Source organism: Mycobacterium sp. Aquia_213 (genome assembly GCF_026625985.1).
Taxonomy (GTDB): Bacteria; Actinomycetota; Actinomycetes; order Mycobacteriales; family Mycobacteriaceae; genus Mycobacterium.
On sequence record NZ_CP113116.1, the window covers coordinates 2213277 to 2239193 of the forward strand.

At 66.4% G+C, this 25917-nt stretch carries 27 protein-coding genes and 2 pseudogenes; 13 read left to right on the forward strand and 16 right to left on the reverse strand.

Annotated elements, in window-relative coordinates:
* Positions 1 to 127: 127 nt before the first annotated feature.
* Positions 128 to 1009, reverse strand: coding sequence for a LysR family transcriptional regulator (locus LMQ14_RS10330; protein ID WP_267734647.1), 882 nt, complete (start codon positions 1007 to 1009; stop codon positions 128 to 130).
* 428 nt (positions 1010 to 1437) lie between these two features.
* Here LMQ14_RS10330 and LMQ14_RS10335 point away from each other — a divergent pair, with 428 nt between their 5' ends.
* From LMQ14_RS10335 to LMQ14_RS10355, 5 genes are read left to right on the forward strand one after another with little or no spacing between them, the layout of a single operon-like run.
* Entirely contained in the window at positions 1438 to 2409 is a 972-nt protein-coding gene (locus LMQ14_RS10335) for a quinone oxidoreductase family protein (RefSeq protein ID WP_267734648.1), read from the forward strand.
* 11 nt (positions 2410 to 2420) lie between these two features.
* The gene (locus LMQ14_RS10340; RefSeq protein WP_267734649.1) at positions 2421 to 3290 is read left to right on the forward strand and encodes a dioxygenase; all 870 of its coding nucleotides are present in this window, start codon (positions 2421 to 2423) and stop codon (positions 3288 to 3290) included.
* Positions 3291 to 3303: 13 nt separating this feature from the next.
* Positions 3304 to 3834 (forward strand): carboxymuconolactone decarboxylase family protein, encoded by a 531-nt coding sequence (locus LMQ14_RS10345; protein ID WP_267734650.1) that lies wholly within the window; start codon positions 3304 to 3306, stop codon positions 3832 to 3834.
* Positions 3831 to 4385, forward strand: coding sequence for a carboxymuconolactone decarboxylase family protein (locus LMQ14_RS10350; RefSeq protein ID WP_267734651.1), 555 nt, complete (start codon positions 3831 to 3833; stop codon positions 4383 to 4385). Before LMQ14_RS10345 ends, LMQ14_RS10350 begins: the two co-directional genes overlap by 4 nt.
* A 30-nt stretch (positions 4386 to 4415) precedes the next feature.
* Positions 4416 to 5024 (forward strand): TetR/AcrR family transcriptional regulator, encoded by a 609-nt coding sequence (locus LMQ14_RS10355; RefSeq protein WP_267734652.1) that lies wholly within the window; start codon positions 4416 to 4418, stop codon positions 5022 to 5024.
* Here the strand turns inward: LMQ14_RS10355 and LMQ14_RS10360 are convergent.
* Positions 5004 to 6173, reverse strand: coding sequence for an acyl-CoA dehydrogenase (locus tag LMQ14_RS10360; protein ID WP_267734653.1), 1170 nt, complete (start codon positions 6171 to 6173; stop codon positions 5004 to 5006). The two genes, LMQ14_RS10355 and LMQ14_RS10360, sit on opposite strands and share 21 nt — an antisense overlap.
* Positions 6174 to 6324: 151 nt before the next feature.
* Entirely contained in the window at positions 6325 to 7095 is a 771-nt protein-coding gene (locus LMQ14_RS10365) for a cutinase family protein (RefSeq protein WP_267734654.1), read from the reverse strand.
* A gap of 247 nt (positions 7096 to 7342) precedes the next feature.
* Here LMQ14_RS10365 and LMQ14_RS10370 point away from each other — a divergent pair, with 247 nt between their 5' ends.
* Positions 7343 to 8086, forward strand: a complete 744-nt coding sequence (locus tag LMQ14_RS10370; protein ID WP_267735439.1) for an Rv3717 family N-acetylmuramoyl-L-alanine amidase — start codon at positions 7343 to 7345, stop codon at positions 8084 to 8086.
* 30 nt (positions 8087 to 8116) lie between these two features.
* On the opposite strand, the pseudogene LMQ14_RS10375 reads toward LMQ14_RS10370, so the two are convergent.
* The 3 genes and pseudogenes from LMQ14_RS10375 to LMQ14_RS10385 form a co-directional block, all read right to left on the reverse strand.
* Positions 8117 to 8839 (reverse strand): annotated as a pseudogene (locus tag LMQ14_RS10375) (lysophospholipid acyltransferase family protein); the annotation flags it as partial.
* Positions 8840 to 9011: 172 nt separating this feature from the next.
* Complete coding sequence (locus LMQ14_RS10380) at positions 9012 to 9344, reverse strand: DUF202 domain-containing protein (RefSeq protein ID WP_267734655.1); 333 nt, start codon at positions 9342 to 9344, stop codon at positions 9012 to 9014.
* Positions 9341 to 9652: a YidH family protein gene (locus tag LMQ14_RS10385; protein ID WP_267735440.1), complete on the reverse strand. Its 312-nt coding sequence runs from the start codon at positions 9650 to 9652 to the stop codon at positions 9341 to 9343. Before LMQ14_RS10385 ends, LMQ14_RS10380 begins: the two co-directional genes overlap by 4 nt.
* Before the next feature lie 179 nt (positions 9653 to 9831).
* On the opposite strand from LMQ14_RS10385, the gene LMQ14_RS10390 reads away from it, so the two are divergent.
* Positions 9832 to 10554, forward strand: a complete 723-nt coding sequence (locus tag LMQ14_RS10390) for a haloacid dehalogenase type II (RefSeq protein ID WP_267734656.1) — start codon at positions 9832 to 9834, stop codon at positions 10552 to 10554.
* A gap of 51 nt (positions 10555 to 10605) precedes the next feature.
* Here LMQ14_RS10390 and LMQ14_RS10395 read toward each other — a convergent pair.
* The 3 genes and pseudogenes from LMQ14_RS10395 to LMQ14_RS10405 form a co-directional block, all read right to left on the reverse strand.
* Positions 10606 to 11171, reverse strand: a pseudogene (locus tag LMQ14_RS10395) (ester cyclase).
* A 69-nt stretch (positions 11172 to 11240) separates the two neighbouring features.
* Positions 11241 to 12536, reverse strand: coding sequence for a cytochrome P450 (locus LMQ14_RS10400; protein WP_267734657.1), 1296 nt, complete (start codon positions 12534 to 12536; stop codon positions 11241 to 11243).
* Positions 12537 to 12587: 51 nt separating this feature from the next.
* The gene (locus LMQ14_RS10405; RefSeq protein WP_267734658.1) at positions 12588 to 12935 is read right to left on the reverse strand and encodes an MmpS family transport accessory protein; all 348 of its coding nucleotides are present in this window, start codon (positions 12933 to 12935) and stop codon (positions 12588 to 12590) included.
* 99 nt (positions 12936 to 13034) lie between these two features.
* Here LMQ14_RS10405 and LMQ14_RS10410 point away from each other — a divergent pair, with 99 nt between their 5' ends.
* Positions 13035 to 14120 (forward strand): dihydrodipicolinate reductase, encoded by a 1086-nt coding sequence (locus LMQ14_RS10410; RefSeq protein WP_267734659.1) that lies wholly within the window; start codon positions 13035 to 13037, stop codon positions 14118 to 14120.
* Between the two features lie 134 nt (positions 14121 to 14254).
* The gene (locus tag LMQ14_RS10415; RefSeq protein ID WP_267734660.1) at positions 14255 to 16072 is read left to right on the forward strand and encodes an Hsp70 family protein; all 1818 of its coding nucleotides are present in this window, start codon (positions 14255 to 14257) and stop codon (positions 16070 to 16072) included.
* On the opposite strand, the gene LMQ14_RS10420 is transcribed toward LMQ14_RS10415, so the two are convergent.
* Positions 16073 to 16405 carry a hypothetical protein gene (locus LMQ14_RS10420; RefSeq protein ID WP_267734661.1) on the reverse strand — a complete coding sequence of 111 codons (333 nt, stop codon included), beginning with the start codon at positions 16403 to 16405 and terminating at the stop codon, positions 16073 to 16075.
* Between the two features lie 145 nt (positions 16406 to 16550).
* Positions 16551 to 17507: an SDR family oxidoreductase gene (locus tag LMQ14_RS10425; RefSeq protein ID WP_267734662.1), complete on the reverse strand. Its 957-nt coding sequence runs from the start codon at positions 17505 to 17507 to the stop codon at positions 16551 to 16553.
* 57 nt (positions 17508 to 17564) lie between these two features.
* On the opposite strand from LMQ14_RS10425, the gene LMQ14_RS10430 reads away from it, so the two are divergent.
* Positions 17565 to 18317, forward strand: coding sequence for an SHOCT domain-containing protein (locus tag LMQ14_RS10430; RefSeq protein ID WP_267734663.1), 753 nt, complete (start codon positions 17565 to 17567; stop codon positions 18315 to 18317).
* A gap of 154 nt (positions 18318 to 18471) precedes the next feature.
* On the opposite strand, the gene LMQ14_RS10435 is transcribed toward LMQ14_RS10430, so the two are convergent.
* Both LMQ14_RS10435 and LMQ14_RS10440 read right to left on the reverse strand, forming a co-directional pair.
* Complete coding sequence (locus LMQ14_RS10435; protein WP_267734664.1) at positions 18472 to 19095, reverse strand: MBL fold metallo-hydrolase; 624 nt, start codon at positions 19093 to 19095, stop codon at positions 18472 to 18474.
* On the reverse strand, positions 19095 to 20180 hold the full coding sequence (locus LMQ14_RS10440) for an S-(hydroxymethyl)mycothiol dehydrogenase (protein WP_267734665.1): 1086 nt from the start codon (positions 20178 to 20180) through the stop codon (positions 19095 to 19097). The genes LMQ14_RS10435 and LMQ14_RS10440 overlap by 1 nt, the downstream gene beginning before the upstream one ends.
* A 79-nt stretch (positions 20181 to 20259) precedes the next feature.
* Here LMQ14_RS10440 and LMQ14_RS10445 point away from each other — a divergent pair, with 79 nt between their 5' ends.
* From LMQ14_RS10445 to LMQ14_RS10455, 3 genes are all read left to right on the forward strand, one after another.
* Entirely contained in the window at positions 20260 to 21318 is a 1059-nt protein-coding gene (locus LMQ14_RS10445) for a class I SAM-dependent methyltransferase (protein WP_267734666.1), read from the forward strand.
* Positions 21319 to 21331: 13 nt separating this feature from the next.
* Complete coding sequence (locus tag LMQ14_RS10450; RefSeq protein ID WP_267734667.1) at positions 21332 to 22150, forward strand: serine hydrolase domain-containing protein; 819 nt, start codon at positions 21332 to 21334, stop codon at positions 22148 to 22150.
* 142 nt (positions 22151 to 22292) lie between these two features.
* A complete protein-coding gene (locus LMQ14_RS10455; protein WP_267734668.1) occupies positions 22293 to 22805 on the forward strand; it encodes a DUF3145 domain-containing protein in 513 nt (170 codons plus the stop codon).
* Here LMQ14_RS10455 and LMQ14_RS10460 read toward each other — a convergent pair whose 3' ends face one another.
* From LMQ14_RS10460 to LMQ14_RS10470, 3 genes are all read right to left on the reverse strand, one after another.
* On the reverse strand, positions 22806 to 23333 hold the full coding sequence (locus tag LMQ14_RS10460) for a hypothetical protein (RefSeq protein WP_267734669.1): 528 nt from the start codon (positions 23331 to 23333) through the stop codon (positions 22806 to 22808).
* A gap of 67 nt (positions 23334 to 23400) precedes the next feature.
* Entirely contained in the window at positions 23401 to 24321 is a 921-nt protein-coding gene (locus tag LMQ14_RS10465; RefSeq protein WP_267734670.1) for a diacylglycerol kinase, read from the reverse strand.
* A complete protein-coding gene (locus tag LMQ14_RS10470) occupies positions 24318 to 25898 on the reverse strand; it encodes an FAD-binding oxidoreductase (protein WP_267735441.1) in 1581 nt (526 codons plus the stop codon). Before LMQ14_RS10470 ends, LMQ14_RS10465 begins: the two co-directional genes overlap by 4 nt.
* Positions 25899 to 25917 lie beyond the last annotated feature (19 nt).

Below are 25917 nucleotides of genomic sequence, written 5' to 3' on the forward strand. Positions count from 1 at the left end.
CCGCCACCCCGACGACCTCGGCAACACCGCACCGCGATCCGCGCCGACGTGCGCACTAACGTGAGCCAACTCGGGCCGACTTCGACAGCGGGACTCGCGGCGCAGATCTATTGCGGCACAGTGAAGTTCATACCTCGACGTAGCGGGTGATGGTGTCGACGAGTGCGCGCACGGCGCCGCCGGTTTGAGACTCCGCGGAAGCCAGATACAGCGTCCAGGTCAGCGGCGGGCTCAGCGGAATGACGCGTAGGTCGGGGAACCGCTCGGCCGCACTGATCGGCAGCACGGTCGCCGCCAGCCGATGCCGCACCAGCTCGGCGGCGATCGCGTAGTCGGCGACTTCGTAGGCGCTCGTCGGGTGCACGTCGGCCGCGGCGAAACCCGCATCGAGACGTTGGCGGATTCCCCACCCGCGCGGGAAGTTGATGAAGTCCTGCCCGGCGAGGTCGCCGAGCCGTACGTGGCGGCGACGGGCCAGCGCATGGCTGGATTCGCAGACGAACACCATCGGCTCGTGCATCAGTTCCCGCACCGCGACCAGCCGTGACGGCGACGAGGAGAGCGACACCAGGGCGAGGTCCATCTTGCCGTCGGCTATCGCGTCGAGATGGCCGGCTGAGCCGGTGAGGCTTTGGCGCAACTGAACCGTCACCAGTGGATGCAGACGACGGAACTCTTCGAGCACGGCCGCCAGGTTCAGCCCGCCCCACGACATCAGCGTGCCCAGCGTGACGGTGCCGGTCAGCTGATCGCGGTAATCCGCCACCGACGCCTGCGCGCGCTGCGCGGTGTGGATCACGTCGCGGGCGTGCTGCAAGAAGACCTCGCCGGGCGGAGTGAGGACAATCTGGCGCTTGGACCGGTCGAACAGCTCGACACCGAGTTCCTTTTCCAGCCTGGCCACCGACGCGGACAGCGCGGACTGTACGACGTGGATCCGCTGGGCCGCCCGGGAGAAGTTCAGCTCCGCGGCCACCGCGACGAAGTACTCCAACTGCCGCAACTCCATCCCAATAATCTATCGCGAACAGCGATCCTTTCGATCAATTTTCAGCGTTAGACTCGATGAGTGATCGGGTGTTGTCTTGAGTCAGTTGATGGGAGGACATGATGACTCGGACGAACCTGGCCAGGCTGGTCGTCTTGTCGCTGGTTTGCACACTGTTTTGTTTGGCACCGGCGTCGGCCAAGGCCGGCGTCATCGAAAGCGACCGCGTTGCCATTGAGCAGACGGCCCCAACCCATCCACATTGGGACCCACACCGACGCCCCGCGTCTCGCGACGACGCGAATGCCCCCACCCGACGCCCCGCAAATCGTGAGCCGCGCAGCGGTCAGGGCAAAGGACCCATCCCGGGCCGGACCCGTAGCGGGCGAGCCCGGTACGGCAGTCAACTCGACAGCTAAAGTGACCATCACCTCACTGGAGGAACAGCCATGCGAGCCTTGCGCTTCAACACGTTCGGTGACGCCACCGTCCTGCACATCGCCGATCTGCCCGACCCGACGGCGACGGCGCGCGAAGCGGTGATCCGCGTGGAGGCCGCCTCGATCAACCCCTCCGACGTGAAAAACGTTGCCGGCCAGATGGACTGGACCGTGCTGCCGCGCACCCCCGGACGCGACTTCGCCGGGGTGGTCGTTAGCGGGCCGGCCGAATGGGAAGGTGCCGAGGTATGGGGCACCGGCGGCGACGTCGGATTCACCCGCGACGGCTCCCACGCGGAGCTGATCAAGGTGCCGGTCGAAGCGCTGGCCCGTAAGCCCGAAAAGCTCACCTTTGACGAAGCCTCGACCGTCGGGGTCAACTTCGTCGTCGGCTGGTACGGCGCGGTCGAGATCGCGCAGCTAGACGCGGGCGAAACGATTGCGATCTTCGGCGTCTCCGGGGGAGTGGGCGGTGCCGTCGCGCAGATCGCGCACGCGCTCGGCGCCACGGTGATCGGGGTGGACCGACGCAAGCCCGACCCGGCAACGCCCGCCGCGCATGTCCTCGACGAGTTCGTCGTCTTCGATCCCGACGCCGACGTCGCCGCCGAAATCAAACGACTCACCAAAGGCAACGGTGTCGAGGTCGTGTACGACGCGGTCGGCGGCGTGACCACAAAGGCCGCGCTTGCATCGCTCGCGCACCGCGGCCGGCTGGTCGTCATCAGCGCCATCGGTACCGACACGGTCGATATCAATCTAAAAGACCTGTACCGCAACGAAACCCGAATCCTGGGCGTCGACAGCGGCAAACTCAGCGTCGTCGACTCCGCGCGCCTGCTGCAAAAGATGTTGCCCTACTTCGAATCTGGCGAGTTCAAACCACTACCGATCTCCGCTCGTTACACCCTTAATGAGAGCACAGCCGCCTATGAAGCGGTCGCCGGCCACGTCGCCGGCCGCGTGATAATCAACCCCTGAAAGGCACACCCATGTCATTAAACCTAACCGAAGACACGATTACCGAGGCCGTGCAAAAGACGTTCGATACGTCCACCGACGAGCGGTTCCGTCAACTGATGGTCAGCCTGGTGCAGCACCTCCACGACTTCGCCCGCGAGGTCCGGCTGACCGGCGACGAATGGTTCACCGCAATGGACTTCATCGAACGGCTCGGCAAAATCTCGAGCCCAACCCGTCAAGAGGTGGTGCTGGCCTCCGACATCCTCGGCCTGTCGATGCTGTTGGACACGATGAACGAGAACCCCGGCGGATCGGCCACCGACTCGGCACTGCTGGGCCCGTTCTACGTCGAGGGCCGACCGACCGCCCCCAACGGCGCCGACATCTCCAATGGCGTTGCGGGCACACCGATGTTCGTCACCGGCCGCCTCGTCAACGAAAACGGCGAACCCATCAAAGGCGCGCACGTCGATACCTGGCACAGCGACGGCACCGGGTACTACGACGTTCAGCTGACCGAGCAGCTGCACGGCGAGTTCGCCATGCGCGCGCTGCTGACCACCGACGAGGACGGCCGATTCTGGTTCCGCTCGATCACGCCGCGCTACTACCCGGTGCCCACCGACGGCCCGTGCGGGGAGATCATGCGCGCCGCAAACCGACCCATCATGCGGCCCCAACACGTCCACTTCTGGTTTCACGCCGACGGCTACCACTCACTGATCACGCAACTCTTTCTCAAAGACGACCCCTACATCGACTGCGACGCGGTGTTCTCCGCGCAGGACTCGCTGAAGGCCGACTTCGTGCACCACGAACCCGGCATCGCGCCGGACGGAACAAACGTCGACGAACCCTTCGTCACCTTGGACTGGACGTTCACACTCGCGGCCGAGTGAAAGGATTGCGACCATGACACGCATCGCGCTCGCCGACCTCGATCGGCAACCCGAACCCATTCGTGAGTGGGCCGACCGTCGCGGCAACCTCAATGTCTTTCGGCTCCTTGCCAACGCGCCCAACGTTTTTCCCGGATGGACTCAGATGGTCGACGAGCTCTTCGCCAGCCCGACCTTCAGCGCGCGGATGCGGGAAGTGATCGTGCTGCGAGTGGCGCATCTGCAGGGCTCGGCCTATGAGCTTGCCCAGCATGTGCGGCTGGGCCGCGCCGCCGGGCTCACCGAACAACAGCTCGATGCCCTGGCGACCGGCGATCTCGACGGCACGGGCTTCAGCGCAGACGAACGCGCGGCCCTCGATGTCGTCACCGAGTTGTGCACCACCCACCACCTCAGCGACGACTCCTTCGCCGCCGCGCGGGCCGTCTTCGGAGACGCGGCGCTCACCGAATTGCTGATGATCGTCAGCTGCTATTACGGGCTGGCGCTGGTGCTCAACGCGGCCGATCTGGAGATCGACGCCACGGCGCGGTTCAAAACATGACTCGCATCCCGTACCGCCGGCCCGAAGACATGACCGAGCGTGCCCGCGAATTGACCACGGAGCGCGGCAATCTCAACGTCTACCGCACGCTGGCGAACGCCGAGAACGTCTACACCGGCTGGATGCTGGCCGGCCGCGGCGCCCTGACCAGTCCGGTACTGACCAGGCGGCTGCGCGAACTGGTGACCCTGCGCACCGCCTTCCTGATGGACAGTGCCTACGAGCTCGGCCAGCACCGCGACATCGCGCAAACCGCCGGTGTCAGCGTGTCCGAGATCAATGCCGTCACCACCGAGTCCGATTGGCAGACAAGCGGGTTCGACGCCACCGAGCTCGCGGTTTTGTGGCTGACAACCGAGCTTGTCTCCACCAGCAACGTCGCGGCCCCAGTCTTCGCCGAGGTGCTCGAGGCGCTGGGGCCGGAGGCCACCGTGGAGATACTGATGGTCATCGCCCGCTACGCCGGCTTGGCGCTGATGCTCAACGCGCTTGACGTCGACCTCGACGAAACCGCACGGCTGCCGACGCTGCCAATTGACACGCGCGGCTAATTTCGCACAAGTCTAACGACTTGGCGCCGAATGCCCGTAACGTTGCACGACGTGGCCGCGCGTAAGCCCTCGACGCGCCTGTCAGCCGACGATTGGCTGCAGGCCGGCTACACCTTGCTCGCCGAGGAGGGGGCACGCGCCCTCAAGATCGAACGGCTCTGCCAACAGGTCGGGGCCACCCGCGGTAGCTTCTACTGGCACTTCGAGGACATGGACGGCTACCGCGCCGCACTCGTCGAATCGTGGAATGCGTTCCGGGAGCAGGATCGACAATCCCTGGCCGAGATCGACACGCTTCCGCCCCGGGAACGGCTGTCCGCCATGATGATTGCCTTGGTCAGGCCGCAACACTGGATGCTCGAACGCGCGATGCGGGAGTGGGCTCGCACCGACGCGGCCGCGGCCGCCAACATCCGCGACGCGGATCGACGCCTGCTTCGCTCCGTCGCAAAGGCGTATAGCGACTGCGGTTTCAGCCGCGAGGATGCCAGGCTGCGCGCGGAGCTGACCTTCGCCGCGGGCATCGGACTGCTACACCTGACCGCGTCGGCCGGCCAAGCGCAAAAGTTGGCGAAACACGAGCGCTTCCTGGACCTGATGCTGGCCGAGCCCAAACAGTCACACCATCGCGATCGGTGAGATCTTGGCGCCAATCGCCAACGCGCCGGCCAACTCCCGGCTCACGTCGTAGTCGAACACGACATGGCCCGCCGCAATGTCCACGTCGCGCTTGGCGCGCTGCAACGGGCTCGACAAGAAGTGGGCGCTGGCGCCCGCGGCCTCCAGCAGATCGGCGATGATCGCCCGGCACTTGTGCACCGTGTACGCGGCGGCGAGCCGGGCGTCGGCCCGAACCGATCGACGAACGCGTTGACCGCCGACCACGAGGTCGTCGATCCCCTGCGCGGTCTCGGTGATCAGCGCACGCAGCGCCCGCAGCCGCACGGTCGCATCGCCGAGCCTGATCTGCGCGGCGGGCTGATCCTTTTGCGCCACACCGCTATACGCCAGCACGCGGCCGCCGAGCCGCTCCGCGAAGAGCTCGGTCACCCGTTCGGCGGCGCCGAGCACCGGCATCGACGCCGTCAGCGCGAGAGCGGGCACCAGCGGCCACCGGTAGGTGGACACTGGGTGCGCATGTGCTCCCGGCGCGGTGCCGCCATAGATGTCGGCCACGCTGGCGATGCGGTGTTCGGGGACGAAGACGTCGGTGGCGATCAGATCGTGCGAGCCGGTTCCGCGCATGCCCGCGGTGTGCCACACGTCGTCGACCTCGACCTGATCGGCGGGTAGCACCACGAGCGCCGCAACGATGCCGTCGTCTCGTTCGATCAGCGCGCCGACGATCACCCAGTCGGCGTCCATCGCGCCCGTCGCCCAGGACCACCTGCCGGTCAATCGGACGCCGCCATCGGCCCGGGTGCCGCGGCCGGTCGGGGCCAGCGGCGCCGGCGCCAGCACCGGGCCCGAGGCGAACACTTCTTCCTGCAGTTGCGGGTCGAACAGCGACAGCATCCAGTTGTGCAGCGCATAGAACCCCAGCGTCCACGCGCTGGATGTGCAGCCGTGCGCCATCTGCCGAATCGGTTCCAGCAGTTCGGGAAACGACGCTTGGATGCCGCCGAATCGGGCCGGGAGCAGCAGCCGGAACAGGTCCGTCTGCCTGAACTCGCTGACCGTCGCCGGCGGCAGCCGGCGCAGTTGTTCGGCTTCCTCGGCGCGCTCGGCCAACCGCGCGACGAAATCGTCGGTGATTCCGTGCAGCGAGCCGCTGGCGACCGCGGACATGCGGGTCACCATAACATACTTTTTAGTATGGCCTCGCTGGACGGCGGGCAGCTTGAGGCCCGGGGCGGAAAATTGTTCTGCTACACCGCAAGACACCGGAATAAGCCGGGCCACGGCGAAGGGGGACTTCGCCGTGGCCCGTTGAGGGGTTCTAGTTGCCGAAGCCGCCGGTGGGCGCGTGCGTCACCGGTGCCGGTGCGCCGGGGGCGGCAGGGGCGGCGTCGAGTCGGCTGGCGGCGAAGGATGCGCCCTTGTCGATCCAGGCGGCGTCGTCCGCGTAGGTGTTGTGCGCGGCGAAGTCTATGCCGTCCGAACACACCGGGTCGTCGGTGGCGCAGACCTTGATCGTCTTGGCCTGATAGGTCGGTCCGATGACGACCTGCGGTTGGCCGAGGAAGTTCATGGCCCGGGTGTTGGGTGTTCCGAAGAGCACCACCGCGGCGACGTGGTCGGCGATCTCGGGGGCCAGTGGCTTGGGCACGGTCGCGGGGTCGTACCCGTCGGGCACTGTCGCCGAGGTGACGAAGCCCATCACGGCTGCGCCCTGCGAGAAGCCGCTGAGCACCATCTTGGTCTTGGGGCAGCTGCCCGCCATCGACACGACGTGCGCGCCCGCATCCCGAATGCCATCCATGCCGGTGGACCACTCATCGCTGGCGGGGTAGTTGACCGCATAGACGTCGACCGACTTGCCACCCTCGCGCCCGCGCAGATTGTCGACGAACGCTTGCCCGGTCGGGCCGATCCCTGGCGGCTCGCCGGTGCCACGCGCGTACACCACCTGAACGTCGGGGCACGGCTCGGCCGACGCCGACGGAGTAGGGGAGACAAGGAAACTAGTGCCAAGGCCCACGGCTGCTATTGCCGTGGGTTTGACGAATCGATTGATGTGAGCGGCGATCATGCCGAAATAAGTGCCCATCGGTGCCCATCCCAAAACTTTGAGTTCCAAAACCAGTTCACCACCGTTGCCTAAGACCACAAAAGCGACACGCAGAACTTTGGTAGTGGTCTTATATGGCCTGATATCCCCGGTCGAATACCGAAGGACTGCTGGCCTGTCCCGATGTCGTGCCTTTACAAATCAATCGGCTTGATCTCGAGGATAGCAGGCAGATTGTTACCATCGCGCGGTGAGCGATCCGCCTGTGCCACGCGGGTTAGGCCGGCTGAAAGCTGTTTCTAGACGCGAAGTCTTGAAACTTGCCGGTGTGACGCCGGTGCTTCTCGGAGTGACAACGCTTGATGTCCCGCGCGCATCCGCCGGCCTTGCGGGTGCATCCGTCTTCCTCGACGCGGGCCACAACGCCGTGAATGACGCCTCGATAAATCAGCAAGTTCCGAATGGCCGGGGCGGCACCAAGCCGTGCCAAACTTCGGGCGCCGCGACCAACGACGGCTACCCGGAGCACGCGTTCAATTGGGCCGTCGTCGGGCTCATCAATGAATCGCTGCGGCAACTGGGCGTGAATACTGCGCTGTCTCGCGACAACGACAGCTCCGTTGGTCCGTGTGTCGACGCACGCGCGGCCCAGGCCAACGCGATACACCCCGACGCGATCGTGAGCGTTCACGCCGACGGTGGTCCGCCGTCCGGGAGCGGATTTCACGTCAACTACTCCAGCCCGCCGCTCAACGACGTCCAGGCCGGCCCGGCCGTGCAGTTGGCGCGCACGATGCGCGATGCCCTGGTCCAGGCGGGTTTTCACCCGTCCACCTACGTCGGCTCGGACGGCCTCTACGGACGTGCCGATCTCGCCGGCCTGAACCTGGCCCAGTACCCGGCGGTGCTCGTCGAACTCGGCAATATGAATAACGCGGACGAGGCGGCGCGGATGGAAAGCGCGGACGGCCGGGCGAAGTACGCCGCCGCCGTCACGCAGGGGATCGTCGCCTTTCTGAACGGCCGCTGAAACTTAGCCTGGGACAGCCTCTTTGGGAATGTCCGTCGGCCAATCGGCCAGCGTGTCCAGATAGCGCTGACGCACCTCGGCAATGCGATCCGGCAACGTGTCCAGTGTCCAGTCGTCGACCGGGATCGGCGGCAGCACGGCGACATCGACTGTGCCCGGAGTGATCTTGAGCGACGCGTCGCGGGAGGCGATGACCTCCGCGTTGCGGATCACAATCGGCACGATCGGTATGCCCACGGCCATCGCGATCCGGAACGCGCCTTTCTTGAACGGCCCGACCCCGTCGCCGTCTCGCGAGGTGCCCTCCGGGGCGATCAGGATCGACAGGCCGTCCTTCGCGCGTTCTTCCACTTCACGCAGGCTTTCCACCGCCGCGGCGGGGTCGTCTCGGTCGAGGAACACTCCGTCGTTGAACCTGAGTAGCGTGCCGATGATCGGGTCGCTCGCGAGTTCCTTCTTGGCAATCTTGATCCAGTCTTCACGCAGCAATGCGGCGGCGATGAACGGGTCGACTCCGTTGCGGTGGTTGTAGAGAAACACGGCCGGGCGCTGCGCCGTCAGGTTCTCGGTGCCGCTGACGGTGAAGCGGATGCCGTTGGTATCGAGCAAGAGCTTGGGCCAGATGGACCTGAAGAAGTTCAGCCCGCGGCGACGGCTGCCGGTCAGCAGGCCAACGCCCAGCGCGCCCACCCCCACCGGGATGGCCGAACCAAAGCCCGCGACCAGGTTTGCGTTCCTGCGGATGCGGACGCCGCGCGGCGTCTCGGGCAAACCTGTTGTCGTCATTTCAAGCCTCCCGAGATGTCCCACTGGATCCAAGCGGCACGCCGATTGTAAGGAGCTATTCAGCGCGTCGCATCCGCAGCGTTGCAGCGAAAAGGTTTGGTAAACAGCAGGGTTGGCGATAGTGAACGCGAAGGCTCGATTACATCAGCTGTGCGGCGGTCGCCATCGCGATGAGCAACAAGGTGGCCACCCCGATGATGTAGACGGGGCGACGAGGACTGATGTGCGTCGGGAGTGGGCGCTGCTGCAGTATTGACTGCCGCCGGAACGCGATCACGTAGGTACCCAACGCCGCGAGCAGTGCCACGCCCGCCGGGATCAGCGGTAGCCACCCGCGTGCGCCGTGAATTTCCTTGATGGCCAGCAGCACGCCGTTGGCCAGGAACGCGAACGATGTCCGGCTCCAGGCGAGCGTGGTGCGTTCGGCCGTCAAGGTGTTGGCCGACGGATTGCGGGCCGCGGCGTGGGTCAACCCGAGACCGCCTTGAGAACGACCAACCCGAGTGCGACGAGCCCGACCACGCAGAGGCCTACCGCGAGGTAGGCCGGTGAGGGGTGCCGGGGCAACGGGTCGCCGCGGCGCATGGCGTGATCGGCCTGTTGCCAGCGCAGCAGCCCCATCCCGCTGGTGAGGATCGCCAACACCACGAGACCGATACCGAGCAGCCGCCGGGCGCCGGGAACCGTCATCTCGGGGACGAGCTGTACCAGGGCGACCGCCGCCGCAAGCAGTCCCAGCGCGGTCCGCTGCCAGGATAGGAAGGTCCGCTCGTTGGCCATCGTGAACCGATAGTCGGGTTCGCACTCTTCGGTGCTGGCGGCGTGATGTTTGTCGGTGGGCGCGATCGTGTTGTCGGGCACTGGCACCTCACAAGACATATAGAAAAAGAATTTAGATACCTGTGATTTTAACTCACGACGTGGCACCGCCATGCCGCAGTTCGGAACCTGACGGCATCATGAAGGTTGTGGTTAAGGCGTTGTTGTTCGACGTGCAAGGCACCGCGACGGATTTCTTTTCGACGGTCTGCGACGAGGCCCAACGGATCAGCGCGGGACGTCACCCGGATGCCGATTGGCCCGATCTGGTCCGGCGCTGGCGGGCGGGCTACTTCGACGCGCTGGAGGCCGCGCGCAGTCGCCAGAGCGGATGGGTTTCGGTGCACTCGGTGTACCGCGCCGCGTTGGAGACCTTGCTCGAAGAGTGCGGCATCGGCGACTTCACGGATGCCGAACGCGAGGAGCTGACGCTGGCCTGGCAACGACTCGAGCCCTGGCCGGATGTGGCGCCCGGACTCTCTTGGCTGAAGAGCGAGTTCACCTTGGCCACGCTGTCGAACGCCGACGTGTCCGCGGTCATCAACATCTCCAAGCGGGCGCGATTGCCCTGGGATGCGATCTTCGCCGCGGAGATGGCCGGGGTTTTCAAGCCGGACCCGGCGATCTATCGGATGGCCGCGACCTACCTGGGTCTGGATCCCGCCGAGATCATGATGGTGGCTAGCCACAAATACGACATCCGCGCGGCGGCGGAGCTCGGTTTTCGCACCGCGTTCGTCGCGCGTCCGCTGGAGTTCGGGGCCGACGGCGATCCCGATGTGGAGTATTCGGACGAGTTCGACATCAACGCGTCGGACTTCCTCGACCTTGCCGATCAGCTCGGCGTCTGGTGGCCGTCTTAAAGCGCCTGGGGTGCGCGGCGACGGCCGGCAATCGGCTGCACGCCAACGCAATTAGCTCGCTTCGGTGAAGGCCGGCGGCACGGTGTCGGTCAGCGCCGGGTCCGGCTTCTCCGAGGCCATCGACAACAGCCCGCGCACCGCGCGCGCGGCCAGCAGCCAGTTCGACGGCTTCTTCATGTCCAGCCCGCCGAGGAGCTGTTTGATCATCGTCAGCGTGTCGAAGTAAATGCGTTCGCAGACAAGGGTTTCGGCCTCGTCGAAAACGAAGTACGCGTTCATGCGCACCCGAAAGCGGCTGCCGGTGGGCGGAACCTTGCCGAGGACCCCCGATGCGTGCCCATCAACCAGAACTCGACGATCACCGCGTCGGCGCTGTGCCGCAGCGCGATGATCTCGTGGTCCTGATCGGGAAATGCGGTGCGCGTGTAGTTGTAGTAGCCACGCACCGCGTCGTTTCCGTCGTGGATGACCATCTGCGGGATCAGCTCGTAGTGCGGGTGCGGGAACGTCGCCAGCACGTCGTCCCAGTCCTGGCGGACCTCGTCGTGAAAGTGGTCGAGCACGAGTTTCTGGCGCGCGGCCAGCACCTCCGGAGCGGGAAACGCGGGGGCTGTCATTTGGTGAGAATAAACCGGCGCCGTGGCTTCGAGAATTTGATAGCGCATTGGCTATCAAGCAGTCATGCGTCAGGCCGGGGGAGTCCAGGCCACCGGCAGGGCTTTGATGCCGTGGATGAATTGCGACAGCAATCGTGCCGGTTTGCCGGTCACGGTCAGGTCCGGGATTTCGCGGCGCAATTCGTCGAAGACGACCCGGATCTCGCGACGGGCCAGGTTGGCCCCCAAACAGAAATGCGCGCCGCCGCCGCCGAAACCCAAGTGCGGATTGGGGTTTCGCGCGACGTCGAACGACCACGGATTGTCGAACCGTGACTCGTCGCGGTTGGCCGAGTTGTAGTACAGCGAAACCTTGTCGCCGGCCGCCATCTTGACGCCGCTCAACTCGAAGTCGCGGGTCAGGGTGCGGCGCATGTAGATCACCGGGGAGGCCCACCGCACGATCTCCTCGACCGCCGTGGGGGTCAGCTCGTCGAAGTTGGACCACCACTTTTCCCGTTGCTCTCCGAAGCGGGACAACGCGAGCACGCCGTGGCTGATCGCATTGCGCGTGGTTTCGTTGCCGGCCACCACCAGCAGGATGAAGAACGACGCGATCTCCTGGGAGGAAAGGCGATCGCCGTCGACCTCGGCTTCGACCAGGGCGGTGGTCAGATCGTCGTGATGGTTGGACCGGCGGTCCTCGGCGAGCGCGGTGGCGTAGGCGCCGATGTCCATCGAAACCTGCATGAACTCTTCGAAATCCAGCGTCAAATCGGGGTCGCCGAACCCGAGAATCACGTTGGTCCAGTGGAAGACTCGCTGATGGTCCTCCTCGGGAATGCCCATCATGTCGCAGATCACCTGCAGCGGCAGCGGCCCGGCGAGCTCGGTGACCAGGTCCGCCTCGCCGTCGGGATGGTTGGCGGCCAACGAGGTGACCAGCCGATGGGCCCGCTCTCGCACCGAAGTCTCAATGCGGGCAACCACTTTCGGGGTAAAGGCCCTACTGACGATCGAGCGCAGCCGCTGGTGTCGCGGGTCGTCGAGCACGATCATCGAGCCGAAATACTCGGCCAATTCCGGTGTCTGGTCGTTGATCGTGATGCCGCCGGCGGAGCTGAAGATGTCGGGATGGCGGCTGGCGAAGTGCACGTCGTCGAGCTTGGTCAGCGCCCAATACCCGGTGCCCGATTCAAACCCCTCCATCTGAATCGCGGGCCAGAACGAGATCGGCGCTTCCCGGCGCAAGGTGGCGAACGCCGCGTCGCGGATGTCGTCGTTGTGCACCCAGAAGTCGAGCGAATCGAGATGGACATCGGTAAGCGGGAGTTCGGGCGGCGGCGTCCCATTCGGTCGCGTCGAGATACGGGTCTCAAGGCTCACGTAGCCCTCCTTCGCCATTGAAGAGGTGACACTGGCGAGCCTAAACCCGGATCAGTGCGTACAGACGGTTCTCGCGGGAGCGCCTGTCGTCGCCGTCGCGGCGCTGACCACGTTGCCGTCCATCAAAATTTTGCAGGAGATGGGACCCGGCCCCTGGGCGCTGATCGTGAACACCTGCCCGCCGAACGAGGTGAACTCGGTCGACCACGGCAGCGGCGCATTCACCTGGTGCAGCTGCCCGGTGTCGGTCTGGTAGTAGATGAACTGCGCGACCGCGGGCCCGTTGACCTCGTAACGGACCTGGGGCATCTGGGGTACGGCGTGGGCGACGCCGCAGGCGTTCGCGAACCCGAAACCGATGGCCAGCAGCATCGACGGTGCGGCGAGGTGCTTTCTCATGAAATGCATCGTGTCACCTAGCGGGACGGGGTGCTAGAGGTCACAGTGTGCGCGCTTAATGTGAAGCCGAGTGGGGCCGGTGCGAACGGAAGGTTGGTTATGTCGATAAGCGGCTCAAAGCGTGTGGTGGTGTTTGGTACCGGCTTCGTGGGCAGGATGGTGATCCCGGAGATCGTCAAGCACCCGCTGTTTGAGTTGGTGGGCGTCGGCGTCAGCAATCCGGACAAGGTCGGCCGCGACGTCGGCGATATCTGCGGGATGCCCGAGAAGGTCGGCGTGCTCGCCACCGACGACATCGACGCGCTGATCGCGTTGAAGCCCGACGCGCTGGTGCACTACGGCCCGACGGCGATGCACGCCAAAGAGAACATCAAGCTGATCACCGCCTTCCTGCGGGCCGGCATCGACGTGTGTTCGACGGCGATGACGCCGTGGGTGTGGCCGACGATGCACCTGAACCCGCCGAACTGGATCGAGCCGATCACCGAGGCGTGCGAGCTGGGTCAGTCGTCCTGCTTCACCACCGGCATCGACCCCGGATTCGCCAACGACATGTTCCCGATGACGCTGATGGGCCTGACCTCGGAGGTGCGCAAGGTCCGGGCGTCCGAGCTGCTCGACTACACCAACTACGAAGGCGACTACGAGTTCGAGATGGGCATCGGCCGCGAGCCCGAATTCAAGCCCATGCTCGAGGACCGCGACATGCTGATCTTCGCCTGGGGGGCGACCGTCCCGATGATCGCGCACGCCGCCGGGATCATGCTCGACGAGATGACCACCACCTGGGACAAGTGGGTGACCCCGACCGAGCGCAACTCCGCGCGGGGCGTCATCAAGCCCGGGCACGTCGCCGCCGTGCGGTTCACCATCAACGGCGTCTATAAGGGTGAGACCCGCATCCAGCTCGAGCACGTCAACCGCATCGGGCTCGACGCCGCCCCCGACTGGCCGACGGGTCACGACAACGACGTCTACCGGGTGGACATCGAGGGGACCCCGAGCATCTTCCAGGAGACCGCGTTCCGGTTCACCGACGGCTCCGGCCGGGACGCGGCGGCGGCCGGGTGCCTGGCCACCGGGCTGCGGGCGCTGAACGCGGTGCCGGCGGTCAACGATCTGCGGCCGGGCTGGGTGACCCCGCTGGATCTTCCGCTGATCGCTGGAGCCGGCAATATACGGTGACCAGCGCATATACTGTGGCCGATTCGTTATACAGCTCACGCATAGCCAGCGCAGAGATTGGCTATAGGTATAACCGACAAAATCGGGGATAGGCGGATGCGGGGGCATTCCGCTGGATAACGGGGATTGGGGCCATGTCAGACGGAGCTACGCCCGCGCTGGGTCTCTCGATAGGTGCCACCAACTTCGCCGCGGTCACCGCCGACCACGGCATCACTCGTAAGCCCGTCATGACGCTCTTTCGCGAGCGTCTGCCCGAGATCGGGGTGCCGGCCGAGAACCCCCGGCTGGACCAGCCGGGCCTGGTGATCACCGACTTCGTGGATCGTGTCGGCGACCCGATCGGCATCGTGGCGGCCGACGGCTCGGTGCACCGCAGCGAGGTCCTGGCCGCCGATGGGTTGCGTGCCCTGGCCTACGCCGCCACCAACGGGGCCGGCCTGCCCGACAACGTCGCGGTGACCCACCCGGCGCACTGGGGACCGACCGCGGTCGACGCGCTGGGTTCCGCGCTGAGCCGGGTGCCCGAATGGGCCAACCGCGACCGGCCGCTGACGTTGATCCCGGATGCCGCCGCGACGCTGTTCGCCGCGCGGGCCAACCCGGGCATCCCGGCGCGCGGGACCGTCGCGGTGTGCGACTTCGGCGGCAGCGGCAGCAGCATCACGCTGATGGACGCCGCCGGTGACTATCAGCCCCTGGCCCCGACCGTGCGGCATCTGGATTTCTCCGGCGACCTGATCGATCAGGCGCTGTTGACGGCCGTCCTGGCCAACCTGCCCAGCGCCGATTCCTTCGATCCGTCCGGCACCTCGGCGATCGGACCGCTGAGCCGGCTGCGGACCGGATGCCGAAACGCCAAGGAGCAGCTCTCGTCGAGCACGGTTGCCACGCTGGCCGAGGGATTGCCGGGGATACCGGGCGAAATCCGGCTCACCAGAAACGAACTCGACGACGCGATCCGCACGTCGCTGACCAACTTCGTCGCGGTCCTGGATGAGACGCTGGCGCGCAACGGGATTCGCGATCTGGTCGCGGTGGTTTCGGTCGGCGGAGGCGCGAACATCCCGGCGGTCACCACGATGCTGTCCGGACACCTGAGGGTTCCGGTCGTGACGACGCCGCGTCCGCACCTGGCCCCTGCGATCGGCGGGGCGTTGCGTGCGACGCGTGGACCGGGGGAGACCAGCGCGACGCTGCTGACCCCGGCCGCATCGCGAGCGACCGCCGCGGCCGTGGCGGCAGCAGCAGCACCGGTGGCGGTCGAAGAGCGAAAGCCCGTGCTGACCCATGCGTCGGAGCCGATGTCGAGCATGATGCCCGCGCTGGCGTGGTCGGAAGCCGGCGACGATTCGCGCGTGTTGCCCGTCGCCGCTGGGCCGGTCGCGAATCATGGTGGCGGGTCAGGCTATACGTCGGCGCGTCCGGCGTTGAGCTTCGATCAGCCCGCGCAGCCGCGTCGCAGTCGGGAGAAAAAGAATTCGGCCGTTCCGTGGTCTCGGGTGCCGGGGATGGTCGTCATCGGGACGGCCGTGGCGGTGCTGCTGGTCGGCATCGCCTTGGCGATAGGCCTCTCCGACGACAAACCGGCGACGACGCCGAGTCCCGGGGTGAACACGACCCCGGCTTCCGCTCCGCCCGCCAACGGCGCTGCTCCGCAACCCGCGCCGCCGACTCAGGCGCCGATCACGGGTCAGGCCGCGACTCCTGCCGAGCCGGCCGCGCCGCCGCCAACGGCCGACGCTCCCGCTCCCGCGGCGGTAGATCCACCCCCGCCCGCGGCGGTGGATACGCCGGTCCCGGCGGCGCCCCCGCCACCCGTCGAGGCTCCGGCTCCGCCGCCGGTGCCTCAGATTCCGGCACCCGCACCGCGGGTCCCGCCGATACCGGCGATTCCACCCATCCCGCGCATTCCCGGAATCGGCTTGCCAATTCCCGGATTTGGTGGGTAGTTACTTGGAGCTGGGGCGTTTTTCGCCCTTGTTTTCCTCGGCCGCGAGCTTCTTGAGTTCGACGTTCAAGGCCTTGTCTTTTTCGACTTGTTCTTGGTCGACTCCGCTGTCCGCCCCGTCGGCGTACTTGGGATTGCCGTCCTCGTCCAGCCAATCGTTGACCGCCGTACCGGAGATTGCTCCGCCCGAACCCGGCAGCACCAGCGTGGGCCGGTCCTCGTAGGCCACCATCATGTCGGCGGCTTTTTCTTTTTGCTCGTCGCCTGGTTCCGGCTTTTCCGTTAGCGGCTGTTCGCCTTCTTGGCCTGCTGTTCTGTCGTCCTGCACGCTCATGCGTGTCCCCCTTTGAGTTGCATTTCGACGCAACTCGGTTTCGGTTACCCGTTGCTGCTGTGTCGAAACTCTCATTACCGCAATCTTTTTTGCCTGACCAGCGGTCACAGGGAGGAGTGGGACGGGAAAAGCTTTGTGCCGGTTGTTAGTTGGTTGCCGGATAGCTGACGCCGGTGAGTTGCTCAGAAATCTCCCAGAGTCGCCGGCAGTCGTCGTCGTTGCGGGCACGCGCGGGAGTGTTGGCTACTTTCACGCCGCCGCCGGCCAGCTCCATGAATCCGCGCGGTCCGTAGAATTCGCCGCCCTCGGCCTGCGGCGTGGCCGCCGCGTACAGGGCGGGCAGGATCCCCTCGTCGATCTCCTGCCACAGGAACGGCGTGAAACGCCACGACGCCTTGTACAACCGCTCCATCAGTGCGGGCTTTTCGCGGCCGTACGAAGGTCCGCTGATTTGCAGGTTGGTCTTGGTCAGTCCGGGATGGGCGGCGGTGGAGACGATGCCCCAGCCGCCGGCCCGGCTGCGCTTGTCCAGCTCGCGGGCGAACATCAGCACCGCGATCTTCGACTGCCCGTAGGCCGACATCGCCGCGTAGGACTTCTCGAACTGCAGGTCGTCGAAGTGGATCTTGCCGCTTTGGCTGGCCGCGAGGCTGCTCAGCGAGACGACGCGGGATCGCTGCGCGGCGCGCAGCAGCGGCAGCACATGTCCGGTCAGCGCGAAGTGCCCGAGATGGTTACTGCCGAACTGCAATTCGAAGCCGTCGGCGGTGGTGTCGCGTTCCGGCGGCGTCATCACCCCGGCGTTGTTGATCAGAATGTCGATCGGGCGGCCCTCGGCGTTGAGTTGTTCGCCCAGCGCGGTGACCGAGGCCAGCGACGACAGGTCGAGGGATTTGATGGTCAGCTTCGCGTCGGGCACGCTGTGGCGGATCTCTTCGATCGCGGCCTCACCCTTTTCCCGATTGCGGATCGCCATGACCACATCGGCGCCGGCCGCGGAGAGCCGCCTGGCCAACCCGAAGCCCAGACCGCTGTTGGCTCCGGTGATGACGACCAGCTTCCCCGACAGGTCCGGCACGGTGGCGACGAGATCGTTGGACATGGGTATCAGTGTGCTCTTTCGCTGGCCTTGGGTCACTACCAATGACACACTCCGGGAATGTGGAGCAAACTGCCCGCCAGGATCACATTTGCCTCAGCCGTCGTCGTGACCATCATGTCGCTGGTGGGCATCGTCGTCGCCATCGTGCTCAACGTGTTTTTCCTGGACGATTACAACGCCTACGGCGAGGTTCCGATCCCGGGGTCGGCCAGTTTGCATCTGCCCCAAGGTGAAGTAACCGTCAGCCTGCACACCGTTGTGATCGGCAGCCCCAACGGCGGCTTGCCGGTGCCGCCGCTTGGCGTCACGATCAGTCCGCCCGACGGTGTGGCACAACCGTCGATGACCGAAAACATCGGCAGCACAACAACAGTCAACAATGACGCACACGTGCGGGTGTGGGTGGCGCAGATTCCCGCGGACGGCACCTACAACATCACGACCGACGGCCAGGTCAACGGATTCATCCAGCCGAGGTTGGCCTTCGGCCACTCGAGCTCCTATGGATTCCTGATCTGGCTGTTCGTCGGCACATTCGTGGTGGGTCTGATTGCTTCGATTCTGGCCGGGCGGTGGTTGCGCGGCACTCGACGCAAGGCGGCGGCGGCCGTCGTGCAGGGGACCTCGCCGATCTTTTCGTATGAGCAGCCGACCGTCACGCCTCAGCCGCCGCCGACCGCGGCCTACGAACCCAGTGACGATGGCGTCCGCGTCGAGAGACTCAAAACGCTGGCGGCGCTACGGGATTCCGGAGCGTTAACCGAGGAGGAGTTTCAGACCGAGAAGCGGCGGATCCTCGAAGGGCACTGACGGATGTGGCTTTTTGCCCGCCTCTGAGCGACAACTGGGGTGATGGGGAAGGACGGCCGGACGCGACCAGACCTGACGGCCGGTGGCGACCAGACGATTTGTCGCTGTGAGGCGGGCACAACGTGCCCCGCCAATGCGGGTGGGGCGCCTGTGATTAGTGCCCCCGGGCGACCCACTCCTCGTAATGGACGATCTCGTCGCCGATCGTGGTGCTGTCGCCGTGGCCGGTGTGCACGACGGTCTCGCCGGGCAACGCACCCAAGCGCTCCTTGATTGACTTCAGGATCGTCGGGAAGTCGGAGTACGAACGGCCCGTCGCGCCCGGGCCGCCGGAGAACAGGGTGTCGCCGCTGAACACCACTCCGAGTTCGGGGGCGTACCAGCACACCGATCCGGGCGAGTGACCCGGGGTGTGTAGCGCCTGCAGCTTCGTGTCGGCGACGCTCAGCGTGTCGCCGTCGGCGTACCCGCGAAAATCCTTGTCCGGGTGGGTCATTCGCCACAGCACCTCGTCGCCGGGATGCAGCAGCACCGGCGCCTCCAGCGTCGCGCCCAGCTCGGGAGCCACCGTCACGTGATCGTTGTGGCCGTGGGTACACACCACCGCAACGACCTTGCGGCCGCGGACGGCGTCCAGGATCGGTTGCGCGAAGTGCGCGGCGTCGAAGACCACGACCTCGGAGTCGTTGCCGACGATCCAGATGTTGTTGTCGACTTCCCAACTGCCGCCGTCGAGTTCGAAGGTTCCGTGCGTGACGAGGTGCTCGATGGCGGCCACTACAACACCACCACCGAGCGCAGCACCTTACCTCCGTGCATCTTCTCGAACGCCTCCTCGATGTCGGTCAACCCGATGCGCTCCGAAACGAACTTTTCCAGCGGAAGCCGGCCCTGCAGGTACAGATCGATCAGGGTGGGGAAGTCCCGCTCGGGCAGGCAGTCGCCGTACCACGACGACTTCAGCGAGCCGCCGCGGGAGAAGAAGTCGACCAACGGCATCTCCAGCTTCATATCCGGCGTCGGGACACCCACCAGCACCACGGTTCCGGCGAGGTCGCGGCCGTAGAAGGCCTGCTTCCACGTTTCCGGCCGCCCCACCGCGTCGATGATGACGTCGACGCCGAAGCCGTCGGTGAGGTCCTGGATGGTTTCGACGACGTCGAACTCGCGGGCATTGACGGTGTGGGTGGCACCGAACTTGCGGGCCCAGTCCAGCTTCGTGTTGTCGGTGTCGACCGCGATGATCTTCTTCGCGCCGACCAGCGCGGCGCCGGCGACCGCCGCGTCGCCCACACCGCCGCAGCCGATTACCGCCACGGTGTCGTCGCGGTTGACGGCGCCGGTGTTGATCGCGGCGCCGATCCCGGCCATCACCCCGCAGCCCAGCAGTCCGGCGACCGCGGGATCGGCCTCGGGATTGACCTTGGTGCATTGACCGGCCGCCACCAGCGTCTTGTCGGCGAACGCCCCGATGCCCAGCGCGGGCGTCAGCTCGGTGCCGTCGGTCAGCGTCATCTTCTGCTCGGCGTTGAACGTGTCGAAGCACAGGTGGGGCTTGCCGCGTTTACACGCCCGGCATTGGCCGCAGACCGCGCGCCAGTTCAGGATCACGAAGTCGCCGGGCGCCACCGAGGTCACGCCGGGCCCGACGGCTTCGACCGTGCCCGCGGCCTCGTGGCCGAGCAGGAACGGGTACTCGTCGTTGATGCCGCCCTCCCGATAAGTCAGGTCGGTATGGCACACCCCACAGGCGATGACATCGACCAGGACCTCTCCGGGGCCGGGGTCCGGGACGACGATGTCGACCAATTCGACGGGCTGGCCCTTCTTGCGTGAAATCACTCCGCGCACTGTCTGACTCATGGGCTCCAACCTACTGTCGGAGGCCATACACTGCGCGGCCGGGCGTCCACCCATAAAGCTGGGTGTAGCGTCCGTGGACGTGACGGCTTTGGAGACCACCGAAGAATTCACCGGCAGGATCGTCTCGTCAATCGACGGCGCGAGCCTCGCAATACTGCTGAGCATTGGGCACCAGACCGGGCTGCTGGACACGATGGCCGGACTCGGGCCGGCCACCAGCGCGCAGATCGCCGACGCCGCGGGCCTCAACGAGCGCTACGTCCGGGAATGGTTGGGCGGCATGACGACCGGACACGTCGTCGACTACGACGCCGGCGCCGGAACCTACTCGCTGCCCGCCCACCGCGCGGCGGTGCTGACCCGCGCGGCCGGGCCCGACAACCTGGCCGTGGTGACGATGTTCCTGCCGCAGCTCGGCGAGGTCGAGCAGAAAATCATCGGCTGCTTCCGCGAGGGCGGCGGGCTGCCCTATAGCGAATTCCCGCGCTTCCACGCGCTGATGGCCGAGCAGAGCGCGGCGGTGTTCGACGCGGCACTGGTCGACGTCGTGCTGCCGTTGGTCGACGGCCTGCCGGAACGGCTGCGCTCGGGCGCCGACGTGGCCGATTTCGGGTGCGGCAGCGGTCACGCGATCAACGTGATGGCACAGGCGTTTCCGGCGAGCCGCTTCACCGGAATCGACTTCTCCGATGAGGCCATCGCGACCGGCATCGCGGAGGCGGCTCGCCTCGGCCTGACCAATGCGACCTTCGAGAGCCACAATCTGACCGAGCTGAACAAGACGGACGCCTACGACGTCATCACCGTGTTCGACGCGATCCACGATCAGGCGCAGCCGGCGCGAGTGCTGGAGAACATCCAACGCGCCCTGCGACCCGGCGGTGTCTTCTTGATGGCCGACATCAAGGCATCCAGCCGGCTCGAGGAGAACGTCGACGTCCCGATGAGCACCTACCTGTACACCGTCTCGCTGATGCACTGCATGACGGTGTCGCTGGCGCTGGGCGGCGCCGGACTCGGCACGGCCTGGGGCACGCAGCTGGCCACCTCGATGCTCGTCGACGCCGGTTTCGACGACGTCCGGGTGCTCGAGGTCGAATCCGACCCGATCAACAATTACTACATCGCGACGAAGTGACTCGCCCGACCTGATGGCCGCTCTCGATGCTCTCGATGACTGGCCGGTTTCGGCCGCCGCCGCCGCGGTGATCGGGCCGGCCGGCGTGTTGGCCACCCACGGCGACACCGAGCGGGTGTTCGCGCTGGCGTCGGTCACCAAGCCGCTGGTGGCGCGGGCCGCGCAGGTCGCGATCGAAGAGGGCGTCGTCGAGCTGGACACCCCGGCCGGTCCGCCCGGCTCGACGGTCCGGCATCTGCTGGCGCACGCCTCCGGATTGGCGATGCTGGACGGTCGGGTGCTGGCCAAGCCGGGCACCCGGCGGATGTATTCCAACTACGGCTTCGCCGTGCTGGCCGAGACGGTGGAGCGCGAGTCGGGCATCGACTTCAGCCGCTACCTGGCCGAGGCGGTGTGCGAGCCGTTGAACATGGGCGCCACCCGGCTGGACGGCGGCGCGTCGGAGGCCGGGTATGGCGCGACCTCGACGGTTGCCGACCTGGCGGCGTTCGCCGGTGACCTGTTGCGCCCGTCGACCGTCTCGGCCGAGCTGCACGCCGAGGCGACGAGCGTGCAGTTTCCCGGCCTGGACGGCGTGCTGCCCGGCTACGGCGTGCAGCGGCCCAACGATTGGGGCCTGGGATTCGAGATCCGGGATGCCAAATCGCCGCATTGGACGGGGGCGCGCAACTCGGCGCGAACGTACGGCCATTTCGGCCAAGCAGGCGGTTTCATCTGGGCAGATCCCGACGCGGAGCTGGTGCTGGTGGCCCTGACGGACCGCGATTTCGGCGACTGGGCGCTCGGCTTGTGGCCGGAAATTTCGGACCGAGTGCTTGGTGAGTGTTTTTAAGGAAAATGCACACTAGCGCAACACAGGCATCACAGGGCACAATAGACACGCAAGACACAAAATTTGATGCGAGCATGCCGCTCGTCGGGTTCACCAGGTCGTTGGGGAAGACGTCCCTCGTGGAACCGAAGGAGCAACAAATATGCGTGCGTCGAATCAATTCGCCGACGTGACGGCTGGTGTGGTGTACGTCCATGCCTCGCCCGCGGCGGTATGCCCGCATGTTGAGTGGGCGCTGTCGTCGACCTTGCAGTCGAAAGCCAATTTGGTCTGGACACCGCAGCCGGCGATGCCCGGACAGCTGCGTGCGGTCACCAACTGGGTCGGTCCGGTGGGTACCGGTGCCCGGTTGGCCAACGCGCTGCGGTCCTGGACGGTGCTGCGGTTCGAGGTCACCGAGGACCCGAGCCCCGGAATCGACGGCCACCGGTTCAGCCACACCCCGCAACTGGGCTTGTGGACCGGGGCGATGAGTGCCAACGGCGACATCGTGGTCGGCGAGATGCGGCTGCGGTCGATGATGGCGCAAGGCGCCGACACGCTGGCCGCCGAGCTGGACTCCGTGCTGGGAACCGCGTGGGACGACGCGCTCGAGTCCTACCGCGACGGCGGCGACGCCGGCGAAATGACCTGGCTCAACCGGGGCACCGGCTAGCTAAACGACTGGCGGCACGGTTGGCGGGTTCGCCGGGGCGGCGGACACCGGCATGTCGACGTTGCCCTGACACGCACCGCTCTTGATGTCGGTGTGAAAGACGCCGGTCAGCACTCCGTTCGGCCCGGGGGTGTAGGCCGTGATGGATTTCGCGGGGTCGGATTCGGTTGTCCCGTCGGGCAATAGGCAGTCCCATTGCCAGGTCATCTCACGCACCCACTGGGAACCGTTCCAAGTGAATTCGATCGTCTTCGGCATGGAGTCGTTTTTGGGTGGCGGTGGGTCGTTCACCGTGGCCGTGCAGACACCGGCCGCGCATTTCGAGCTGATCGAGACGCTGGCCCGGTGGGCGTATTCGGGTTGTCTGGCCGCGATGCTGGTGCCGTTCTTCGCGTTGGCGGACAGCGTCAGGATGTACTGCCCGTTCCACAGCGGGTCAGCCGCGGACGTCGCGGGCGCCGCCGCGAGCGTGCCGCCCAGCGCGATGGCCGCCACGGCGACAAGCGTGGTTGTGCGGTGTCCCGACATCGTTCCTCCCAGGGCAGCGCTCCCACGGCGCACGTCTGCCCTGATGTCGCGTTTGTCGCGCGAGTTGTTACACGGCCGGGCGCAGAATCTGCAGCGCGCCAGGTACTGCGGAGAGCTCGGCGGGCAGCGGACAAGCGAAGTCGCCGTCGGCGTAGACGTTGATGCCGGGGCATTCGACGTGGATCGTTTTGGCGCGCGCCGTGCTGACCTCGTCGAGTTGGACGTGCGTGCCCTTCATCACGGTGGGGAAGAGTCGGACAAACTTTGTCCGGGATGCGGTGTGCGCCATCGTGATGTCGAGCAGGCCGTCGGTGTAGTCGGCGTTCGGACAGATCAGCAGCCCGCCGCCGTAGCTTCGGGTATTTCCGAAGGCAGCCAGCGTGATATCGGCGTCGATCTCCTTGGTGCCGTCGAGCACCAAGCGGAACGGCAGCATCCGCAGTTGCGTGAGTTCGGCGAGCATCGCGACGTAGTAGCGCAGCCGCCCGTGCGGCCAGCTCATCCGGTTGGCGCGATCGGTCACCAGGGAATCGAATCCGGTGGCCGCCACGGTGCCGAACCACTTGTCGACACCTTTGGTGTCCCGGATGCGGCCCAGGTCGATGGTCTGGGTCCAGCCGTCGGCGACGATGTCCGCGGCGGCCTCGGGATCCTTTGTGGGAATACCGAATTCACGAGCGTGATCGTTGCCGGTGCCCGCGGGGATGATGCCCAGCGGAATGTCGGTGCCCGCCAACACTTGTAGCGCGTTGGAGATGACGCCGTCGCCGCCGGTGGCCACCAGCGCGTCGGTGCCGCGTTCGATGGCCGCGGCGGCGAGATGGCGGGCGTCTTCGGCGTCGTCGCCGATGATCTCGACGACCTCGACCCCGCGCGCGTGCAGCCGCGCGATCGCGGCCTGCGCCGCCTGCACGGCGGTGCCGTGCCCGGACAGCGGATTGGTCAGCGCGGTCACCTTGCTGATCTCGCGCTGGCGCAGCTGGTTCACGGAATTAGCTTGCCGGGATTGAGGATTCCCGCCGGATCCAGTGTCGTCTTGACCGCGCGCAACACCTGCACACCCAGGTCGCCGACCTCATCGCGCATCCAGGGCCGGTGATCGGCACCGACCGCGTGGTGGTGGGTGATGGTGCCGCCGGTGGCGATGATCGCGTCCGCCGCGGCCTTCTTGGCGGCCTGCCACTGCTCGATCGGATTGCCCCGCTGCCCGGCGACGACGGTGAAATACAACGATGCGCCGGTGGGGTACACGTGCGAAATGTGGCACATCACCAGCGCCGGTGTCCCGGTTTCGGCCAACGCGGTGGTCAGTGCTTCGGTGACGGCGGCCTTGAGGGCCGCGAGGTTGGACCAGTCGGTGGCGGTCTCCAGCGTCTCGCAGAGCGCGCCCGCGGCGAGCAGCGAGTCGCGCAGATACGGCGCACCGAAGCGGCCGCGCTCCCAGGCCTGGGCGGGACCGTCACCCAACGACGTGCCGCCCTGGGCCGCCAGCAGTGCGCTGGTCTCGGCGTGCCGGCTCTCGACGTGTTCCTTGGTGCCCTCGAAGACGGTGATGCCCAGGCAGCCGCCGGTGATCTGGTTTTCGCCGATCGCCTCGGTGGTGGCCAGGTTGACTCCGGTCTCGGCCTCGTCGGAAAGCCGAATGACGGTGGGGCCGGACGCATTCTGGGTGACCGCGCGCAGCGCCGCCGCCCCGGTCGCGAAATCGGGGAACGACCAGGCTTCGTAGCTGACGGCCTCCGGGGCCCGGTGCACCCGCAGCCGCACCTGGGTGATCACGCCGAAGGTGCCCTCCGACCCGATCAGCAGCTGACGCAGATCGGGGCCGGCGGCCGATTCGGGTCCGCGACCCAGATCCAGCGTTCCCGCCGGGGTGATCATCCGCAGCCCGCGCACCATGTCGTTGAACCGGCCGTAGCCCGCCGAACCCTGACCGGAGGAGCGGGTCGCGGCGAAGCCGCCGATGGTGGCGTATTGGAAGCTCTGCGGGAAATGCCCGAGCGAGAAGCCGTGCTCGCCGAGCAACCGTTCGGCGTCCGGACCCGTGAGGCCCGCCCCCAGCACGGCCTGCCCGGACACCTCGTCGAGCGAGATGAGTTGGTCGAAGCGGCGCAGGTCGAGCGCCACGACCGCGCCGAAATCGCCGCGGATGGGGTCGAGGCCGCCGACCACGCTGGTGCCGCCGCCGAACGGGACCACGGCGATGCCGTGCTCGGAGCAGTAACGCAGGATCTTGCGGACGGCATCGTCATCGCCGGGCAGCAGGATCGCGTCGGGCGCATCTTGGACGCCGGTGTCCTTGCGGCGCAGCAGGTCGAGGGTGGACTTGCCGCCGGCGTGTAGCAACCGCTCGCGGTCGTCGACGCGGCAATACTCGGCGCCGACGATCCCGGCGAGCGCATCCCGATCCGCCTGCGGCAGCGACGACGGACGCAGCTGTACCTGGTCGGGGGTGAGTTCGGTCTCCTGCGAATCCTGCAGGCCAACGGCCTGTTTCAGCAGCGACCGGATGCCGTCGGAGAGCGGTTTGGCGCTAGCGGGATCTCCCCACGCGTTCCATTTCATCGGCGGAAGGAGTTGCTCG